Origin of the sequence: Streptomyces sp. NPDC094143, from assembly GCF_040303825.1 — a bacterium.
Classification (GTDB): domain Bacteria; phylum Actinomycetota; class Actinomycetes; order Streptomycetales; family Streptomycetaceae; genus Streptomyces.
Genome location: NZ_JBEOTZ010000006.1, coordinates 241,471 through 258,654 on the forward strand (window position 1 = coordinate 241,471; position 17,184 = coordinate 258,654).

The 17,184-nt window shown below is 72.2% G+C and carries 16 protein-coding genes; 10 read left to right on the forward strand and 6 right to left on the reverse strand.

Annotated elements, in window-relative coordinates; all coding sequences use genetic code 11:
* The gene (locus tag ABTZ58_RS10960; protein WP_351353470.1) at positions 1 to 1,383 is read right to left on the reverse strand and encodes a glycine--tRNA ligase; all 1,383 of its coding nucleotides are present in this window, start codon (positions 1,381 to 1,383) and stop codon (positions 1 to 3) included.
* A 225-nt stretch (positions 1,384 to 1,608) separates the two neighbouring features.
* On the opposite strand from ABTZ58_RS10960, the gene ABTZ58_RS10965 reads away from it, so the two are divergent.
* From ABTZ58_RS10965 to ABTZ58_RS10980, 4 genes are read left to right on the forward strand one after another with little or no spacing between them, the layout of a single operon-like run.
* A complete protein-coding gene (locus ABTZ58_RS10965) occupies positions 1,609 to 2,574 on the forward strand; it encodes a metal ABC transporter substrate-binding protein (protein ID WP_351353473.1) in 966 nt (321 codons plus the stop codon).
* A gap of 20 nt (positions 2,575 to 2,594) precedes the next feature.
* Entirely contained in the window at positions 2,595 to 3,362 is a 768-nt protein-coding gene (locus ABTZ58_RS10970; protein WP_351353476.1) for a metal ABC transporter ATP-binding protein, read from the forward strand.
* The gene (locus tag ABTZ58_RS10975) at positions 3,362 to 4,264 is read left to right on the forward strand and encodes a metal ABC transporter permease (protein ID WP_351353478.1); all 903 of its coding nucleotides are present in this window, start codon (positions 3,362 to 3,364) and stop codon (positions 4,262 to 4,264) included. The genes ABTZ58_RS10970 and ABTZ58_RS10975 overlap by 1 nt, the downstream gene beginning before the upstream one ends.
* 58 nt (positions 4,265 to 4,322) lie before the next feature.
* Positions 4,323 to 4,739: a Fur family transcriptional regulator gene (locus ABTZ58_RS10980; protein ID WP_309096634.1), complete on the forward strand. Its 417-nt coding sequence runs from the start codon at positions 4,323 to 4,325 to the stop codon at positions 4,737 to 4,739.
* 448 nt (positions 4,740 to 5,187) lie between these two features.
* On the opposite strand, the gene ABTZ58_RS10985 is transcribed toward ABTZ58_RS10980, so the two are convergent.
* Genes ABTZ58_RS10985 through ABTZ58_RS10995 form a run of 3 tightly spaced genes read right to left on the reverse strand, consistent with a single transcriptional unit; the run spans position 5,188 to position 7,040 of the window.
* Positions 5,188 to 6,021 carry an isoprenyl transferase gene (locus ABTZ58_RS10985; RefSeq protein ID WP_351353481.1) on the reverse strand — a complete coding sequence of 278 codons (834 nt, stop codon included), beginning with the start codon at positions 6,019 to 6,021 and terminating at the stop codon, positions 5,188 to 5,190.
* A 30-nt stretch (positions 6,022 to 6,051) separates the two neighbouring features.
* Positions 6,052 to 6,798: a DNA repair protein RecO gene (recO, locus tag ABTZ58_RS10990; RefSeq protein ID WP_351353484.1), complete on the reverse strand. Its 747-nt coding sequence runs from the start codon at positions 6,796 to 6,798 to the stop codon at positions 6,052 to 6,054.
* A 26-nt stretch (positions 6,799 to 6,824) separates the two neighbouring features.
* The gene (locus tag ABTZ58_RS10995; protein ID WP_086599578.1) at positions 6,825 to 7,040 is read right to left on the reverse strand and encodes a hypothetical protein; all 216 of its coding nucleotides are present in this window, start codon (positions 7,038 to 7,040) and stop codon (positions 6,825 to 6,827) included.
* A 466-nt stretch (positions 7,041 to 7,506) separates the two neighbouring features.
* On the opposite strand from ABTZ58_RS10995, the gene ABTZ58_RS11000 reads away from it, so the two are divergent.
* On the forward strand, positions 7,507 to 9,006 hold the full coding sequence (locus ABTZ58_RS11000) for an alpha/beta hydrolase (RefSeq protein ID WP_351353488.1): 1,500 nt from the start codon (positions 7,507 to 7,509) through the stop codon (positions 9,004 to 9,006).
* A 190-nt stretch (positions 9,007 to 9,196) separates the two neighbouring features.
* Here ABTZ58_RS11000 and ABTZ58_RS11005 read toward each other — a convergent pair whose 3' ends face one another.
* The gene (locus tag ABTZ58_RS11005) at positions 9,197 to 9,643 is read right to left on the reverse strand and encodes a protein-tyrosine phosphatase family protein (RefSeq protein ID WP_351353678.1); all 447 of its coding nucleotides are present in this window, start codon (positions 9,641 to 9,643) and stop codon (positions 9,197 to 9,199) included.
* 33 nt (positions 9,644 to 9,676) lie between these two features.
* Positions 9,677 to 10,417 carry a FadR/GntR family transcriptional regulator gene (locus ABTZ58_RS11010; protein ID WP_351353491.1) on the reverse strand — a complete coding sequence of 247 codons (741 nt, stop codon included), beginning with the start codon at positions 10,415 to 10,417 and terminating at the stop codon, positions 9,677 to 9,679.
* A 242-nt stretch (positions 10,418 to 10,659) separates the two neighbouring features.
* Between ABTZ58_RS11010 and ABTZ58_RS11015 the strand changes: the two genes are divergently transcribed.
* Genes ABTZ58_RS11015 through ABTZ58_RS11035 form a run of 5 tightly spaced genes read left to right on the forward strand, consistent with a single transcriptional unit; the run spans position 10,660 to position 17,173 of the window.
* On the forward strand, positions 10,660 to 12,291 hold the full coding sequence (locus ABTZ58_RS11015; protein ID WP_351353494.1) for an ABC transporter substrate-binding protein: 1,632 nt from the start codon (positions 10,660 to 10,662) through the stop codon (positions 12,289 to 12,291).
* Between the two features lie 4 nt (positions 12,292 to 12,295).
* Positions 12,296 to 13,258 carry an ABC transporter permease gene (locus tag ABTZ58_RS11020; RefSeq protein WP_351353497.1) on the forward strand — a complete coding sequence of 321 codons (963 nt, stop codon included), beginning with the start codon at positions 12,296 to 12,298 and terminating at the stop codon, positions 13,256 to 13,258.
* Positions 13,258 to 15,228, forward strand: a complete 1,971-nt coding sequence (locus tag ABTZ58_RS11025) for a dipeptide/oligopeptide/nickel ABC transporter permease/ATP-binding protein (RefSeq protein WP_351353500.1) — start codon at positions 13,258 to 13,260, stop codon at positions 15,226 to 15,228. The genes ABTZ58_RS11020 and ABTZ58_RS11025 overlap by 1 nt, the downstream gene beginning before the upstream one ends.
* Positions 15,225 to 16,244, forward strand: coding sequence for an oligopeptide/dipeptide ABC transporter ATP-binding protein (locus ABTZ58_RS11030; protein ID WP_351353503.1), 1,020 nt, complete (start codon positions 15,225 to 15,227; stop codon positions 16,242 to 16,244). The genes ABTZ58_RS11025 and ABTZ58_RS11030 overlap by 4 nt, the downstream gene beginning before the upstream one ends.
* Positions 16,241 to 17,173 (forward strand): dihydrodipicolinate synthase family protein, encoded by a 933-nt coding sequence (locus tag ABTZ58_RS11035; RefSeq protein WP_351353506.1) that lies wholly within the window; start codon positions 16,241 to 16,243, stop codon positions 17,171 to 17,173. The genes ABTZ58_RS11030 and ABTZ58_RS11035 overlap by 4 nt, the downstream gene beginning before the upstream one ends.
* Positions 17,174 to 17,184: the final 11 nt, after the last annotated feature.

A 17,184-nucleotide genomic window follows, 5' to 3' on the forward strand; every position in this document is an offset into this window, starting at 1 on the left:
TCAGCAGCCGACCAGGCGGGCCGCCAGGTAGCCCTCGATCTGGTCGAGGGAGACGCGCTCCTGCTTCATCGAGTCACGCTCGCGGACGGTGACCGCGTTGTCCTCGAGCGTGTCGAAGTCGACGGTCACGCAGAACGGCGTGCCGATCTCGTCCTGGCGGCGGTAGCGGCGGCCGATGGCGCCGGCGTCGTCGAACTCGATGTTCCAGTGCTGGCGCAGCGCCTGGGCGAGGCCCTTGGCCTTCGGGGACAGCTCCGGGTTGCGGGACAGCGGCAGCACGGCGACCTTCACCGGGGCGAGGCGGTGGTCGAGGCGCAGCACCGTGCGCTTCTCCATCTTGCCCTTGGCGTTGGGCGCCTCGTCCTCGACGTAGGCGTCCAGCAGGAACGCCAGCATCGCGCGGCCGACACCGGCCGCGGGCTCGATGACGTAGGGGGTCCAGCGCTCGCCGGCCTCCTGGTCGAAGTAGGTGAGGTCCTGGCCGGAGGCCTTGGCGTGGGCGCCGAGGTCGTAGTCGGTGCGGTTGGCCACGCCCTCCAGCTCACCCCACTCGCTGCCGCCGAACTGGAAGCGGTACTCGATGTCGGCGGTGCGCTTGGAGTAGTGGGAGAGCTTCTCCTTCGGGTGCTCGTACCACCGCATGTTCTCCTCGCGCAGGCCCAGGCCGGTGTACCAGTTCCAGCGCTGCTCCATCCAGTACTCCTGCCACTTCTCGTCCTCGCCCGGCTTGACGAAGAACTCCATCTCCATCTGCTCGAACTCGCGGGTGCGGAAGATGAAGTTGCCGGGCGTGATCTCGTTGCGGAAGGACTTGCCCATCTGGGCGATGCCGAACGGCGGCTTGCGGCGCGAGGTGGTCTGCACCTGCGAGAAGTTGGTGAAGATGCCCTGCGCGGTCTCGGGGCGCAGGTAGGCGACGGAGCCGGAGTCCTGCGTGGGGCCGAGGTGGGTGGACAGCAGGCCCGAGAACTGCTTGGGCTCGGTGAACTGGCCCTTGTTGCCGCAGTTGGGGCAGTTGACGTCGGCCAGGCCGTTCTCCGGCAGGCGGTTGTGCTTGGCCTCGTAGGCCTCCTCCAGGTGGTCCGCGCGGAACCGCTTGTGGCAGGAGGTGCACTCGGTCAGCGGGTCCGTGAAGGTGGCGACGTGGCCGGAGGCGACCCAGACCTCGGGGGCCAGGATCACGGACGAGTCGATACCGACGACGTCCTCGCGCGACGTCACCATGTAGCGCCACCACTGGCGCTTGAGGTTCTCCTTGAGCTCGACACCGAGCGGGCCGTAGTCCCAAGCGGCGCGCTGACCGCCGTAGATCTCACTACAGGGGAATACGAAGCCACGGCGCTTGCTCAGGCTGACGATGGTGTCGATCTTGTCGGCGGCCACGGTGCTCTCTTCATTACGACGACGAATACTGACTGCGGCGCGGAAGCGCCTCGACGAGGGGTGGTGGTCGGGAGACGGGCGGGCGAAGCGAGTTGCTTCCAGCGAATGCTTCAGGTTACCGGCGGGGGCGCCCCCTCAATCAAATCGCTCCCCCTCCGGCGCCCTCAAGGTCCCGGTCAGGGCGTTTGTTGACAACGGTTTCCATATTTGTTGAAAATGAGTGTCATGAACGTACGACGACGCCTCATACCCGCCGCCCTCGCCTCCGCTCTCGGCCTGGGCGCCCTGACCGCCTGCTCCAGCGACAGCGCGGCGACGGGCGACACGGACAAGTTCGACGTCGTCGCCTCCTTCTACCCGATGGCGTTCCTCGCCGAGCAGATCGGCGGCGACCACGTGAACGTCTCCAGCCTGACCGAACCCGGCCAGGAACCGCACGACCTGGAGATCAGCACCAAGCAGCGGGCGCAGCTGGAGGAGGCCGACGCGGCCCTCTTCCTCAAGGGCCTGCAGCCCGCCGTCGACGAGGCGGTCGCCCAGACCGGCATCAAGACGAAGATCGACGCGGCCGCGCTCACCACGCTCGAGGACCACGGCACCGGCGGCCACAGCCACGAGGGTGAGGAGGGCCACGCCGAGGAGGAAGGCCACGCCGAGGAGGAGGAGCACGCCCGCGACCCGCACGTCTGGCTGGACCCGGTGAAGTACGCCGAGGTCGCCGAGGGCGTCGGCAAGGCCTTCGAGAAGGCCGACCCGGACCACGCGGCCGACTACAAGAAGAACACCGCGGCCCTGGTCGAGAAGCTGAACGGCCTGAACGGCACGTTCGAGAACGGCCTGAAGGACACCAAGACCAAGGTCTTCTTCACCAACCACGCCGCCTTCGGCTACCTCGCCGAGCGCTACGGCCTCACCCAGGAGGCCATCTCCGGCCTCGACCCCGAGAGCGAGCCCAGCGGCGCCCGGGTCAGGGAGCTGCAGGAGGAGGCCAAGGCCGACGGCGTCACCACCGTCTTCTACGAGACACTGGTCTCCGACAAGACCGCGAAGACCCTCGCCCGCGACGCGAACCTGAAGACGGACGTCCTCGATCCGCTGGAGGGCATCACCGACAAGTCCCGCGGCGACGACTACTTCCAGGTCATGGAAGCCAACCTCAAGGCCCTGCAGAAGGCCCTGGGAGCCAAGTGATCGACCCATCGGAGGACGGCATGACCGAGCCCGTCGTATCCCTGCGCGGCGTCCGCGCGGACCTGGGCTCGCGCCCCGTGCTGCGCGGCATCGACCTCACCGTGCGCCACGGTGAGGTCGTCGCGCTGCTCGGCGCGAACGGCTCGGGCAAGTCGACGGCCGTGCGCAGCGTCATCGGCCAGGTGCAGACCGCCGCCGGCGAGATCCGGCTGTTCGGCACGGACCGCAGGCGGTTCCGCGACTGGCACCGCGTGGGCTACGTCCCGCAGCGCACCACGGCCGCGTCCGGCGTGCCCGCCACGGTGACCGAGGTGGTCTCCTCCGGCCGCCTGTCCCGGACCCGCTTCGGCGTGCTGCGCAAGGCCGACCACGCGGCCGTGCGGCGCGCCCTGGAGCTCGTCGGCATGGCCGACCGGGCCAAGGACCCGGTCGACGCCCTCTCCGGCGGGCAGCACCAGCGCGTCCTGATCGCCCGCGCCCTCGCCTCCGAGCCCGAACTGCTGATCATGGACGAGCCGATGGCGGGCGTCGACCTGGCCAGCCAGGAGGTCCTCGCGCACACGCTCACCGAGCAGGTCTCCCAGGGCGCGACGGTCCTGCTCGTGCTGCACGAGCTGGGCCCCCTGGAGCCCCTCATCGACCGGGCGGTCGTCCTGCGGGACGGCTGCGTCGTCCACGACGGCCCGCCGCCGAAGGCCGTCGGGCAGCACGCCCTGCCCGGCCACGACCACGTACACCCGCACGCACCGGCGGGCGCCGAACCGATCCGCACGGGACTGCTGAGCTGATGGACTTCCTCGACTACGCCTTCATGCAGCGGGCCCTGCTCGCCGCCGTCCTGGTCGGCATCACCGCCCCGGCCGTCGGCATCTACCTCGTGCAGCGCCGCCAGGCCCTGATGGGCGACGGCATCGGTCACGTGGCCATGACCGGCGTCGGCCTGGGCTTCCTGCTGTCCTGGTCCCCGGTGTGGATGGCGACCCTGGTCTCCGTCCTCGGCGCGGTCCTCATGGAGCTGATCCGCTGGTACGGCAAGACCCGCGGCGACATCGCCCTCGCGATGCTCTTCTACGGGGGCATGGCGGGCGGTGTGATGTTCATCAACCTCGCGCCGACGGGTTCCAACGCCAACCTCACCTCGTACCTGTTCGGCTCGCTGTCGACGGTGTCCGAGTCGGACGTCACGGCCATCTGCGTCCTGGCCGCCTTCGTCGTGCTGGTCACCCTGGGCCTGCGCCGCCAGTTGTTCGCGGTGAGCCAGGACGAGGAGTTCGCCCGGGTGACGGGCCTGCCGGTGCGTGTTCTGAACCTGCTGACGGCGATCACCGCGGCCGTCACCGTGACCGTGGCGATGCGCGTGGTCGGGCTGCTCCTGGTGAGCGCGCTGATGGTGGTGCCCGTCGCGGCCGCCCAGCAGATCACCCGCAGCTTCGCCGCGACCTTCGCCGTCGCCGTCGCCATCGGGGTGAGTGTGACGATCGGCGGCACGGTCACCTCGTACTACCAGGACGTGCCGCCCGGCGCGACGATCGTGCTGCTGACCATCGGCGCGTTCATCGTGCTGACGGCCCTCGCCGCCCCGCTGGCCCGCCGCCGCGCCCGGGCCCGGGCCGCCGCGGACACCGCGGGCGACCCCGCCGAGTGCGCGATCCCGGGCAGCCGGAAGTCGGCCGACGGGGTCGGCGTCTGACCGCCCCCGCACCGGGCTGGCACAATGGCCCGGGCAAGGCAGACGTGAGGAGGCAACGGTGACGACCGCTGGACCGTCCGTGAAGGGCCGCGCCACCAAGCAGCGGGCCGCTGTGGCGGCGGCCCTGCAGGAGGTCGACGAGTTCCGCAGCGCGCAGGAACTGCACGACATGCTCAAGCACAAGGGCGACTCGGTCGGGCTCACCACGGTCTACCGCACCCTGCAGTCCCTCGCCGACGCCGGTGAGGTCGACGTCCTGCGCACCGCCGACGGCGAGTCCGTCTACCGCCGTTGCTCCACCGACGACCATCACCACCACCTCGTGTGCCGTGGCTGCGGCAAGGCCGTCGAGGTGGAGGGCCCGGCCGTGGAGAAGTGGGCGGAGGCCATCGCCGCCGAGCACGGCTTCGTGAACGTGGCCCACACGGTGGAGATCTTCGGCACGTGCGCGGAGTGCGCGGCGGCCGCGAAGTAGCCGGCCGGACGCGTCGGCAGCCGCCGTCCGGCCGGTTCGTCCGCGCGGGCGGCGCCGGCGCGACCGCCGTGCCGGCAGCACCGCTGCGGTGAGGCGGGCAGCCCGAAGTCCCTAAGATCCCGGCTGGTTCTGCCCGCGCCGGCAACGCCGATGTGACGCCGCGAGCCGCGGCACCGCGGCGACGACGAGCAGGGCCCGCCCGCCGCCCGATGTCGGTGGAGGTCCGCACCCCCGTCGCCAGGGTGACGAGCGCGATGACGGCATGCTCCTGACGGCGTCGGCGGCCGCCTGCGTGACGTGCCGCCGCGCTGCCGACGGAGGCGGCGGCGAACAGCCCGGTCCCGGCCGGCAGCACGGGGCGCCGGCCCAGCAGGTCGCCGCGGCAGCCGCCGGTGAAGTCCAGCCGGCCCGGCTGCCACCGGGAAGGGGCACCGGCCGGGCGGGACCCCTACGGCTGGCCGCCCTCCATGGCCAGCAGTTCCTCGTTCGGGATGGCCCCGCCGAAGCGCCGGTCCCGGGAGGCGAACTCCAGGCACGCCCGCCACAGGTCACGCCGGTCGAAGTCCGGCCACAGCACGTCCTGGAAGACCATCTCGGCGTAGGCGCTCTGCCAGATCAGGTAGTTGGAGGTGCGCTGCTCGCCGCTCGGACGCAGGAACAGGTCCACCTCCGGCATGTCCGGGTAGTACAGGTACTTGGCGAAGGTCTTCTCGTTGACCTTGGACGGGTCGAGCCTGCCGCTGCGCACGTCCTCCGCGAGCGCCTTCGCCGCGTCGGCGATCTCGGCCCGCCCCCCGTAGTTCATGCAGAAGTACAGGGTCAGCCGGTCGTTGTCTTTGGTCTGCTCCTGCGCGATCTGGAGTTCCCTGGCGACGGACCGCCACAGCTTCGGCATCCGCCCGACCCAGCGCACGCGCACGCCCAGTTCGTCGAGCTGGTCGCGGGTCTTGCGGATGAAGTCCCGGTTGAAGTTCATCAGGAAGCGCACCTCGTCGGGCGAGCGCTTCCAGTTCTCGGTGGAGAAGGCGTACAGGGAGATGGCGCCCACGCCCATCTCGATGGCGCCCTGCAGCACGTCCAGCACGCGCTCGGCACCGACCTTGTGCCCCTCGGTGCGGGGCAGGCCGCGGTCCTTGGCCCAGCGGCCGTTGCCGTCCATGACGATCGCCACATGCTTCGGTACGAGCTCCCCGGGGAGCTTCGGCGGCCGCGCGCCGGACGGGTGCGGCTCCGGCGTCCTGTACTCCCGGCGCTGACGCCCCAGGATCCCGCGTACGGCCATGTGTGTCTCGTCTCCTCGTGCTTGCTTCGGTTACTTCTCGACGTAGCGCAGCGAGCGCAGGCCGCGCTCCATGTGCCAGTGCAGGTAGGCGGACACCAGTCCGCTGCCCTCCCGGACGTAGCGCGCCTCGCACGCGTCGGCGGTCTCCCAGTCTCCCGTAAGCAGCGCGCCGAGGAGTTCCAGGGCCTGGGGCGAGGGTACGACGCTGCCGGGCACGCGGCAGTCCACGCAGACGGAGCCGCCCGAGGCGACCGAGAAGAACCGGTTGGGGCCGGGCATCCCGCATTTCGCGCAGTCGCTGAAGGTCGGGGCGTAGCCGTTGACGGCGAGGGAGCGGAGCAGGAACGCGTCGAGCACGAGGTGCGGTGCGTGCTCGCCCCGGGCGAGGGTGCGCAGGGCGCCGACGAGCAGCAGGTACTGCTGTACGGCCGGCTCGCCCTCGTGGTCGGTGAACCGCTCGGCGGTCTCCAGCATGGCGGTGCCGGCGGTGTACCGGGCGTAGTCGGTGACGATCCCGCCGCCGTAGGGCGCGATGGTCTCGCTCTGGGTGCACAGCGGCAGCCCGCGTCCGACCAGTTCGCTGCCCTTGGAGAAGAACTGCACGTCGACGTGGGAGAAGGGTTCGAGGCGCGCGCCGAACTTCGACTTCGTCCGGCGCACGCCCCGGGCCACCGCGCGTACCCGGCCGTGACCGCGCGTGAGCAGCGTGATGATCCGGTCCGCCTCACCCAGCTTCTGGGTGCGCAGCACGATGCCGTCGTCGCGGAACAGACTCATGGCGCCATTCTCGCAGGGTCAGCGCGTCAAGGGACCTCGCCCCTGCTGCGGGCGTTGGCGTAGGCGGTCGCCGCACGCAGCCGCTCGGCCGGGGTGGCGTGCCGGACGGCGCCGGGGTCGGCGTCCCACTCCTTCCCGCCCCCGTACGGCCGCAACTGCACGTAGGGCCCCTCATGCCCCATGACGATGCCGATGCGTCCGCTGCGGGTGTCCACGACATAGGCGCCGACGGGGGGCTTCATCGCACCACCGCCGCGGTCCGGCGGGCGGTCGGGACGCGAAGCCGGACCGGTTCTGTGAGCGGGAAAGGAGCTTTCCGCGCGAAACACACCGGGTCGACTCCCGGTGACGGCGGGATCATTCCGGTCCTGACGAGTTCTGCCCGCAATTCTTTCACCGCGTCCTCCGCTTCTTCGGCGCAGAGCGCCGAGTGTCGTGCCTCCACCGTGCTCCCCTTCCTTTCGGAGTTTCACTCTTCGCGTTTTTTTGGTGACTCTCCGCGTCTACACTCGGGAAGGGTCTGTGCCGTACAACTGCGGGGCGACGCAGCGAGGTTCGGGCGTGATCGAATCGTGGAGACGAATTCGGACGCGTGAGACCGGACGGGGGTGCGGGACCGTCCTGGAATGGTCCTAGGGGGTAAACCCCCTGCGCGATCCGGGAGTTGGCCGGATGTGGGGTGGGGCGGGGACGCGTCAGGATCGGCCCATGGACAAGAAGAGAATCACCCGTCACGCCTCACTCGCCGCGGCCTGCGCGGTCCTGCTCTCCCTCGCCGTCCCGCTGACCGCGTCCGCCGGCACCGCCGGCACCGCCGGCACCGCCGAGCCGCTCACCTGGTCCGACTGCCGGGGCGACGGCCTCGACCCCAGACAGCAGTGCGCCACCGTCGAGGTGCCGATGGACTACTCCGACCCGGACGGGCGGACCATCGAGATCGCCGTCTCCCGCATTCCGAGCGAGAAGCCCTCCGCCCGCCGGGGCGCGCTGTTACTCATCCCCGGCGGCCCGGGCGGGGAGAGTCTCTCCGACCCCTCCGGCAAGGGGCAGAAGCTGCCGCAGCGGGTGCGTGACGCCTACGACCTCATCGGTTTCGCGCCGCGCGGCATGGCGCCCTCCACCGCCGTCGACTGCAAGCTCGACCCCGCCGACCTCAGCCGGACCAAGCTCCTGCCCTGGCCCGCCCCGGACGGTTCCGTCGAGGGGAACATGGCCACCGCCCGGCGCATGGCCGAGGCCTGCGGCCGCAACGGCGGTGAGCTGATCCGGCACATCAGCACCGCCAACGAGGCCCGCGACCTCGACCGCGTCCGGGCCGCGCTCGGGGAGGCGAAGATCTCCGCGTGGGGCGTCTCGTACGGCACGTACGTCGGCGCCGTCTACAGCCAGCTGTTCCCGCACCGCACCGACCGCATCGTGCTGGACAGCAACAACGACCCCGACCCCACCCGGGTGACCCGCGGCTGGCTCGCCGCCTTCGAGCGGGGCGTGGAGGACAACTTCCCCGAGTTCGCCGCGTGGGCGTCGCGGCCGGGGAACCCGCACCGGCTGGCCTCCACCGCCGCCGAGGTGCGCTCCGGCTTCCTGCGTCTCGCCGCGCGGCTGGACCGTGACCCCCTCCCCTGGCCCGGTGCCGATCCGGAGCGGCTGGACGGCACCGTGCTCCGCCAGACCATGCTGACCAGCCTCTACGACCCCGACGACTATCCGGTGCTGGCCCGGACGATCCTGGCCGCCCGCAAGGGCAGCGTGCCGCCCGTGCCCGAGTCCCCGCCCGAGTCGGTCCTGCAGAACGTCGCCGCGGTCGGTGTCGGCACCATCTGCAACGACGTCGACTGGCCGGACTCGGCCGCCGCCTACCAGCGGGACGTCGACGTCAGCCGGGTGAAGTTCCCGCTCACGGCGGGCATGCCGCGCGGGCCGATGGCGTGCGCCGCCCTGCCGTACGAGCCGGGGGAACCGGCCGTGCGGATCACCGGGCGCGGGCCGTCCAACGTGCTGCTCGTGCAGAACGAGCGGGATGTCGCCACCCCGCTGAGCGGCGCCCTGAGGCTCCGTCAGGCGCTCGGCGACCGGGCCGTCATGGTCACCGTGAACTCCACGGGCCACGACGCCTACCTCGCCAACGGCAACGCCTGCGGCGACCGGACCGTCTCCCGCTTCCTCGCCACCGGCGAGCGGCCCGGATCCGACCTGTACTGCGCGTGACGTCCGCGGTGGCCCGCCGCCCGGTGCGGCGGGCCGTCGCGTGGAACGCCTGCTCCGGCTCCCGGTGCCGGCCCGTGGCGGGCTCGCCGGGGCGGTGCGGGGCCGCCGAGCCGGGCGAACGGGTCCGGCTCCCGGCCGTCGGTCCAAGCAGGCGCGTCCGGGGGACGATCCGCCGGGCCGGAGGAGGGGCTCACCCCCGGCCGAACCGGCGTACGTACCGCCGCTGCCAGGGCGTTTCCACCGCCCGCCGGTCGTAGTGCCGGCGGACGTACGCCACGGCCTGTGCCGCGGGTACGCCGTCCAGGACCGCGAGGCAGGCCAGGGCCGTGCCCGTCCGGCCCCGTCCGCCCCCGCAGGCGATCTCCACCCGTTCCCCGGCGGCCCGCTCCCACGCCCGGGCCAGGACCGCGCGGGCGGCCTCCGGGTCGGCCGGGAGCCGGAAGTCGGGCCAGCGGATCCAGTCCGCCTCCCAGGGCGCCCCGGGCGGCCGGCGGCCCAGCAGGTAGACGCCGTAGGAGGGCAGGGGCGCGGTGGGGTCCAGGGGGTGGCGCAGGCCCCGGCCGCGCACCGACCGGCCGGAGGGCAGGTGCAGGACGCCGTTGTCGTGCTCGCTCCACAGGTCGCTCACGTCCGCCATCATCCCCCGCGCCGCGCCGCGCGGGCGGCGGATTCAGCCCACGCCCCGCGGCTCCCGGGCCACCCGCGCCTCGATGCCCCGGAAGTGCACGGCCATGGCCCGCTGCGCGCCCTCCGCGTCCCGGGCGCGCAGCGCGGTGACGATGTCGCGGTGGCGGCGTGCGGTGATCCCGGGCGAGGGGTCGTGGGACCGGCCGCGGGCGCCCAGGACCCGCCGGAAGACCGTCCAGAAGGCGGCGAGGAGTTGCGGGACGAGGTCGTTGCCGAGCGAGGCGTAGAGCACCTCGTGGAACTCGCGGTCGAGATCGGGCAAGGAACGGTCCGCACCGCCGGCGCCCTCGGCGGTGCCCGTTCCGGCGGCGGCCTCCATCCGGGTCACCACCTCCTCCAGCCGGTCCAGTTCCGCCTCCGTGACCGTCGTGGCCACCCGGCGGATCAGGCCCACCTCCAGTACCTCGCGGACCTGGAGGATCTCGGCGAGGGCGCCGGGGTCGTCCTCGTGGCGGGCCAGGGTGCGGAAGGTGAGGCCGTCGACGAGGGGGGCGAGGGAGGCCCGGCCGACATAGGTGCCGTAGCCGTGCCTGATCTCCACGATGTCGAGGGCCTGGAGGGCTTTGAGCGCCTCGCGGACGGAGTTGCGGCTGACGCCGAGGGCCTGCGTCAGCGCGGCCTCGGTGGGCAGCGGCGCGCCGGCGGTGAGTCTGCGGTCGAGGATGAGCTGCACGACCTGGCGCTGTATCCGGCTGGTCCTGGGCTCCTCGGACATGCGCCGCATCGTACGCGCCCCGGACGTCCCACGTCCCACCTCCGGCGGTACCCGATGCCAAGGCCGCCCGGCAGGGCGTCAACTTCGGCTGCCGCACAGCGCCATTGGTGCGACCTCTGGCGGATGGGCCATTCGTGTGCGATCCCTTGACCGGCCCCACGGCCCCTCCTATGGTCGCGCTGACCGCAGGACGTAGGACGTCGTATCTCCGCATCCGGCCCCGTCCCCCCAGACCTCTCGCTGGAGGACCCGTGCGCGACGTGACCCCTGACGTGCCGGCGCTGCGCCGCCGGTCGTTCCTGAAGCACACCGGCGCGCTGGGCGCGGCCGCCGCCGTCTCCGCGTCGCTGTCGGCCTGTTCGTCCGGGCCCGAGTCCACGAACGACACCGGCGACGGCGGCAGCGGTCCGGACCGGACGCTGACGGCGGTGATCGGCTACGGCAACGACGGCAGCTGGGACCCCACCCAGACGGCGTCCGCGTTCTGCATGGCCGCCAACCACCACATCTACGAGGGTCTGCTGGACACGGACCCGATCTCCCGGCAGCCGTACGCGGCCCTGGCGACCGAGGTGCCGAAGGACCCGGACGGCACGTCTTGGACGTTCACCCTGCGGGAGGGCGCCACGTTCCACGACGGCGAGCCGGTGACCGCCGACGACGTGGTGTTCGTCTTCGACCGGATCCTCGACCCGGACACCCAGACCCTCGCCAAGGGCTTCTTCGCGAGCTGGCTGAAGGAGGTCCGCAAGATCGACCCGCGGCGGGTGGAGCTGGTGCTCAAGTTCCCCTTCCCGGACGGGCTTTCGCGGCTGACGCTCGCCAAGGTCATGCCGAGGCACGTGTTCGGGCGGCCCGGCGGCTGGGACGACGCCATCAGGGGCAAGGCGATCGGCTCGGGCCCGTACCGGCAGACCGCGCACCACCCCAAGTCGAACACGACCTTCGAGGCCTTCGACGCCTACAACGGCCCGCGCAGGCCCGCCTTCCGGAGGATGAACTGGCTGACGATCGTGGACGCCGCACCCCGCGTCGCGAAGATCTCCGGGTCGAGCGCGGGCGCGCAGATCGCGGACAACATCCCGTACGCCAACATCGGCCGGCTGGAGGCCGGCGGACTCACGGTGGCCGGCGGGGCCGGGATGAACAACCTGTTCCTGATGTTCAACACGCGGCACAAGCCCTTCGACGACGTGCGCGTGCGCCAGGCCCTGCACTACGCCATCGACACCGAGAAGATGGTTGAGGTCGCCCTCAAGGGCCACGGCAGGCCGTCCAGTTCCTTCCTCGACGAGAACAACCCCTCCTACCGCCGGGCGAAGACCGTCTACGACCACGACCCGGACCGGGCGAAGGCGCTGCTGAAGGAGGCCGGGGTCAAGGACCTGAGCATCGACATCCTGGCGGTGAACGTCAGCTGGATCGTCGACTGCCTGCCCACCATCAAGTCCTCCTGGGACGCGATCGGGGTGCGCACCACCCTGTCCCCGCAGGAGACCACGGCCGTCTTCACGAAGATGGACCAGAAGCAGGACTACCAGGTCGTCGCCGCCGCCTCGAACCCCAACCAGTTCGGCCTCGACGCCGACCTGATCATGCATTACAACTACGGCCCGCGGAACCTCTGGATGCAGTACACCCGGTGGGCCTCCGACCCGGTGGCCCGGCAGCTGTTCAGGGACATGGACCGGGCCACCCGGGAACCCGACCCGGCCAGGAAGAAGACGATGGTCCAGGACTACATCGACGTCGTCGCCGAACAGGCCGTGCTCTACCCGGTGGTCCACAACGAGCTGATGACGGCCTGGGACCCGAAGCGGCTCAGCGGCATCAGGGCCCAGCCCTATCCCGGCGTCAACCTCCTCCAGGCCAAGTGGGCCTAGCGGCATGACGGCCGTCCTGCGGATCCTGCTCCGCCGCGTCGCCCTGCTCGTCCCGCTGATGCTCGGGATCGTGCTGTTCGTGTTCCTGGTGATGCGGTTCTCCGACGTCGACCCGGCGTCCGCGTTCTTCCAGGGCGCCAACCCGACCCCGCGACAGCTCCACGACTTCCGCGAGGAACACGGCCTGCTCGACCCGCTGCCCGTGCGCTACGCCGCCTTCGTCGCCGACCTGCTCCGCGGCGACCTGGGCACCAGCGCGCTGACCCGGGCCCCGGTGATCGACCAGGTGACCACCGCACTGCCGCTCACCCTCCAGCTGACCTTCCTGGGCCTCGGCATCGCGGTCGTGCTGTCCCTGCTGGGCGGTGTCACGGCGGCGATCCACCGGGACCGGCTGCCCGACCAGATCATCCGGGTCGTGTCACTGACCGGGGTCGCCGCGCCCGGGTTCTGGCTCGCGCTGCTGATGATCCAGTACCTCGCGGTCGACCTGGGCTGGTTCCCGACCGGCGGCTACATCAACCCGGCCGACTCCTTCACCGGCTGGCTGAGGACGATGACGCTCCCCGCCCTCGCCCTCTCCCTCCCGGTGGCGGCGCAGCTGACCCGGATCGTGCGGACGTCCGTGGTGGAGGAGCTGGACAAGGACTACGTGCGGACGGCGATCGGCAGCGGGCTGCCGCCCCGGGTGGTCGTCGGCCGCAACGTGCTGCGGAACGCGCTGATCAACCCGCTCACCGTGCTCGGCCTGCGGGTCGGCTACCTGCTGGGCGGCGCGGTCGTCATCGAGACGATCTTCTCGCTGCCCGGCATGGGCAAGCTGATGATCGACGCCGTGAAGAACGGTGATCCGGCCGTCGTCCAGGGCGTCGTGCTGACCACGGCGGCCGGGTTCGTCGTCGTGAACCTCGTCATCGACATCCTGTACCTGCTGGTCAACCCGCGACTGAGGGATGCGACCACGTGATGACCCGCAAGAGCCTTGCCACGGCCCTGTCCCGGTCCGGTGTGCGGCTGCGCGGCATGCGCCGGCTGCCGCCGCTGTCGAAGGCCGCCGTCTGCTTCCTGGCGGTCGTCGCCCTCATGGCGCTGCTCGCGCCGCTCCTCGCCCCGCACGACCCGCTCGACCAGCAGCCGCCCGTCGACGGCACCGGCCACCCGTCCGCCGGGCACTGGATGGGCCAGGACAGTCTCGGCCGGGACATCCTGAGCCGGCTGATGTACGGGGCGCGCTGGTCGCTCGCGATCGGGCTCGGCGCGACCGGGCTCGCCCTGGTGGCCGGCGCGCTGCTCGGGGCGATCGCCGCGACCTCCCGCAAGGCGGTCGACGAGACGCTGATGCGCTGCCTGGACGTGGTGATGGCGTTCCCGGGCATCGCGCTGGCCGCCGTGCTGGTGGCGGTGTTCGGCGGCGGGATCACGGTGCTCATCTGCGCGCTCGCCTTCCTGTTCACCCCGCCGGTGGCCCGGGTCGTCCGGGCCAACGTCCTCGACCAGTACGGCGAGGACTACGTGACGGCGGAACGGGTCATCGGCGCCCGCACCCCGCACATCGTGCTGAAGCACGTGGCGGTCAACTGCGCCGCGCCCGTGCTGGTGTTCTGCACCGTCCAGGTCGCCGAGGCGATCGTCTTCGAGGCGTCGCTGTCCTTCATCGGGGCGGGCGTGCGGCCGCCCGACCCGTCCTGGGGCAGCGTCATCGCCGACGGCAAGAACATGGTCCTGACCGGCGGCTGGTGGGCGACCGTGTTCCCCGGACTGCTGATGCTCGTCACGGTGCTGTCCCTGAACGTCCTGTCCGAGGGCGTCTCCGACGCGTGGGCGGCTCCCTCGGCCCGGGAGGTGAAGGCGCCGGGCGACGACCGGCTGGAGGTACCCGAGCCCGGCGGCGGGGAGGTCGCGCCGCTGCCCGGCCTGACGGAGGCGGCCCGCAGGCTGCGGGCCCGGGCCCGGCACGTCCCCCGGGACGGGCAGCCGGTGCTGGCGGTGGAGAACCTCGCCATCGGCTTCGACGGGCGGCACGGCGGCGTGGACATCGTGGACGGCATCAGCTTCGAGGTGCACCCCGGCGAAGTCCTGGGGCTGGTCGGCGAGTCGGGCTGCGGCAAGTCGCTGACCGCGCTGGCGGTCATGGGCCTGCAGCCGGAGGGGGCGCGCGTGCGCGGCCAGGTCCGCTTCCACCAGCGGGACCTGCTCACCGAGCCGATGCGCGCACGCCGCAGGCTCCTCGGCCACGAGATGGCGATGGTCTACCAGGACGCGCTGTCCTCCCTCAACCCGGCCATGACGATCCGCGCCCAGCTCAAGCAGGTCGTGCGGCGCGGCGGGCGGCGCACTCCCGCCGAGCTGCTGACCATGGTCGGCCTGGACCCCGAACGCACCCTGCGCAGCTACCCGCACGAGCTGTCCGGCGGGCAGCGCCAGCGGGTCCTGATCGCGATGGCCCTGTCCCGCGACCCGAAGCTGATCGTCGCCGACGAGCCGACGACCGCGCTCGACGTCACCGTGCAGGCGCAGGTGATGGAGTTGCTGCTGCGGCTGCGCGAGGAGCTCGGTTTCGCGCTGATCCTGGTCTCGCACGACCTGGCGCTGATCGCGGACGTCACCGACCGGGTGGCGGTGATGTACGGCGGGCAGATCGTGGAGACGGGCGTCACGGCCGACCTGGTGGAGGCCCCGGCCCACCACTACACGCGCGGCCTGCTCGGCAGCGTGCTGTCGCTGGAGACGGCGCAGGAGCGCATGACGCAGATCAAGGGGGTCGTGCCGTCCCCGGCCGACTTCCCGGCCGGCTGCCGCTTCGCCGACCGGTGCCCGCGTGCGAGCGAGGTGTGCCGCACGACGGCTCCGGCCCTGACCGGTACCCCGGCGCACACCGTGGCCTGCCATCACCCTGCCATGGAGCCGGCGGCGCCGGAGACCGAGGCCGTGTCATGAGCGCCCTGGTGGAACTGTCCGACGCGCACGTCGTCCACAGGGCCCGCAGCGGCGGGGTGTTCACCCGCGACCGGGTGTACGCCCTGACCGGCGCCGACCTGGCCGTCGCACCCGGCGAGACCGTCGGCGTGGTCGGCGAGTCGGGCTGCGGCAAGTCGACCCTGGCGAAGGTGCTGGTGGGGGTGGAGCGGCCGACCCGCGGGACGGTGTCGTTCCGGGGGCGGGACCTGTGGGCGATGCCGGCCGCCGAGCGCCGCAGGGCCGTCGGCGCGAGCACGGGCATGATCTTCCAGGACCCGTCGACGGCCCTGAACCGCCGCCTGCCCGTCCGGCGGATCCTGCGCGACCCGCTGGACGTGCACGACCGCGGCACCCGGGCCGGACGCGAGGAGCGGGTGCGGGAGCTGATGTCCCTGGTCGGTCTCCCCCGGGCCCTCGCCGACGCCCTGCCCGGGCAGTTGTCGGGCGGGCAGCGCCAGCGCGTCGCGATCGCCCGGGCCCTGGCGCTCGACCCGGACCTGGTCGTGGCGGACGAGCCGACCAGCGCCCTGGACGTGTCGGTCCGGGCGCAGATCCTCAACCTCCTGCTCGACCTGAAGGAACGCCTGGGCCTGGCCCTGGTGTTCGTCTCGCACGACATCCAGACGGTCCGGCGGATGAGCGACCGGGTGATCACCATGTACCTGGGCCGGATCGTCGAGGAGTGCCCGGCCGCCCTGGTCACCGACCGGGCCCGGCACCCGTACACCCGTGCCCTGTTCTCGGCCACGCCCGGCCTGCTCGACCCGATCGAGCCGATCCCGCTGGCCGGTCCCGTCCCCTCGGCGACCCGCCCGCCGAGCGGCTGCCCGTTCCGCACCCGCTGCTGGAAGGCGGACGGCGTCTGCGCGGACGAGATGCCGGCCTTCTCCGCCGCGTCGGCGCCCGCGCACCGCTTCCGCTGCCACCATCCTGTCCAGGAGGACGAGTCGACCCGCGACCTCGTCCGCCGGAGCGACCCGATGGAGGCCCCATGACGATCACCCCGCTGACCGGTGTCATCCCGCCCCTGTGCACACCCCTGACACCGGACGGCGAGGTGGACGTCCCCTCGCTGCTCAGGCTCGTCGACCATCTGGTGGAGGGCGGGGTGCACGGCCTGTTCGTGCTCGGCTCCACCTCGGAGGCGGCCTATCTGACGGACGGGCAGCGCCGGCTGGTGGTCGAGACGGTCGTACGCCACGCCGGGGGGCAGCTGCCGGTGCTGGCCGGGGCGATCGACATGACCACGCCCCGCGTGCTGGACCACGTCGCCGCGGTGACGGCGGCGGGCGCGGACGCGGTCGTCGTCACCGCCCCGTTCTACGCCCGCACCCACCCGGCGGAGATCGCCCGCCACTACCGTGCCGTCGCCGCCGCGAGCCCGGTGCCGGTCATCGCCTACGACATCCCGGTCGCCGTCCACACGAAGCTGCCCGGGGACGTCGTCCTGGAGCTGGCCGCCGACGGCGTCGTGGCCGGGCTGAAGGACTCCAGCGGCGACCTGGCCGCGTTCCGGCAGGTCGTGACCGGCGTCCGCGACCACCAGGGCATCACCGGCTTCAGCGTGCTGACCGGCTCCGAGCTGATCGTCGACGCGGCCCTCGCCGTCGGCGCGGACGGCACGGTGCCCGGCCTGGGCAACGTCGACCCGCACGGCTACGTCCGGCTGGTCCGTCTGTGCCGCGCCGGGGACGCCGAGGAGGCCCGTGCCGAACAGGAGCGCCTGTGCGCCCTGTTCGGGATGGTGTCCGTCGGGGACCCGGCGCGCATGGGCCCGGGCTCCTCGGCGATCGGCGCCTTCAAGGCCGCGCTGCACCTGCGGGGCGTGATCGACTGCCCGGCGACGGCCGAGCCGCAGGTGCCGCTGTCGCCGGGCGAGGTGGAGCGGGTCGGGAAGTACCTGGCAGCGGCCGGGCTGCTCTAGGTCCTGTCCAT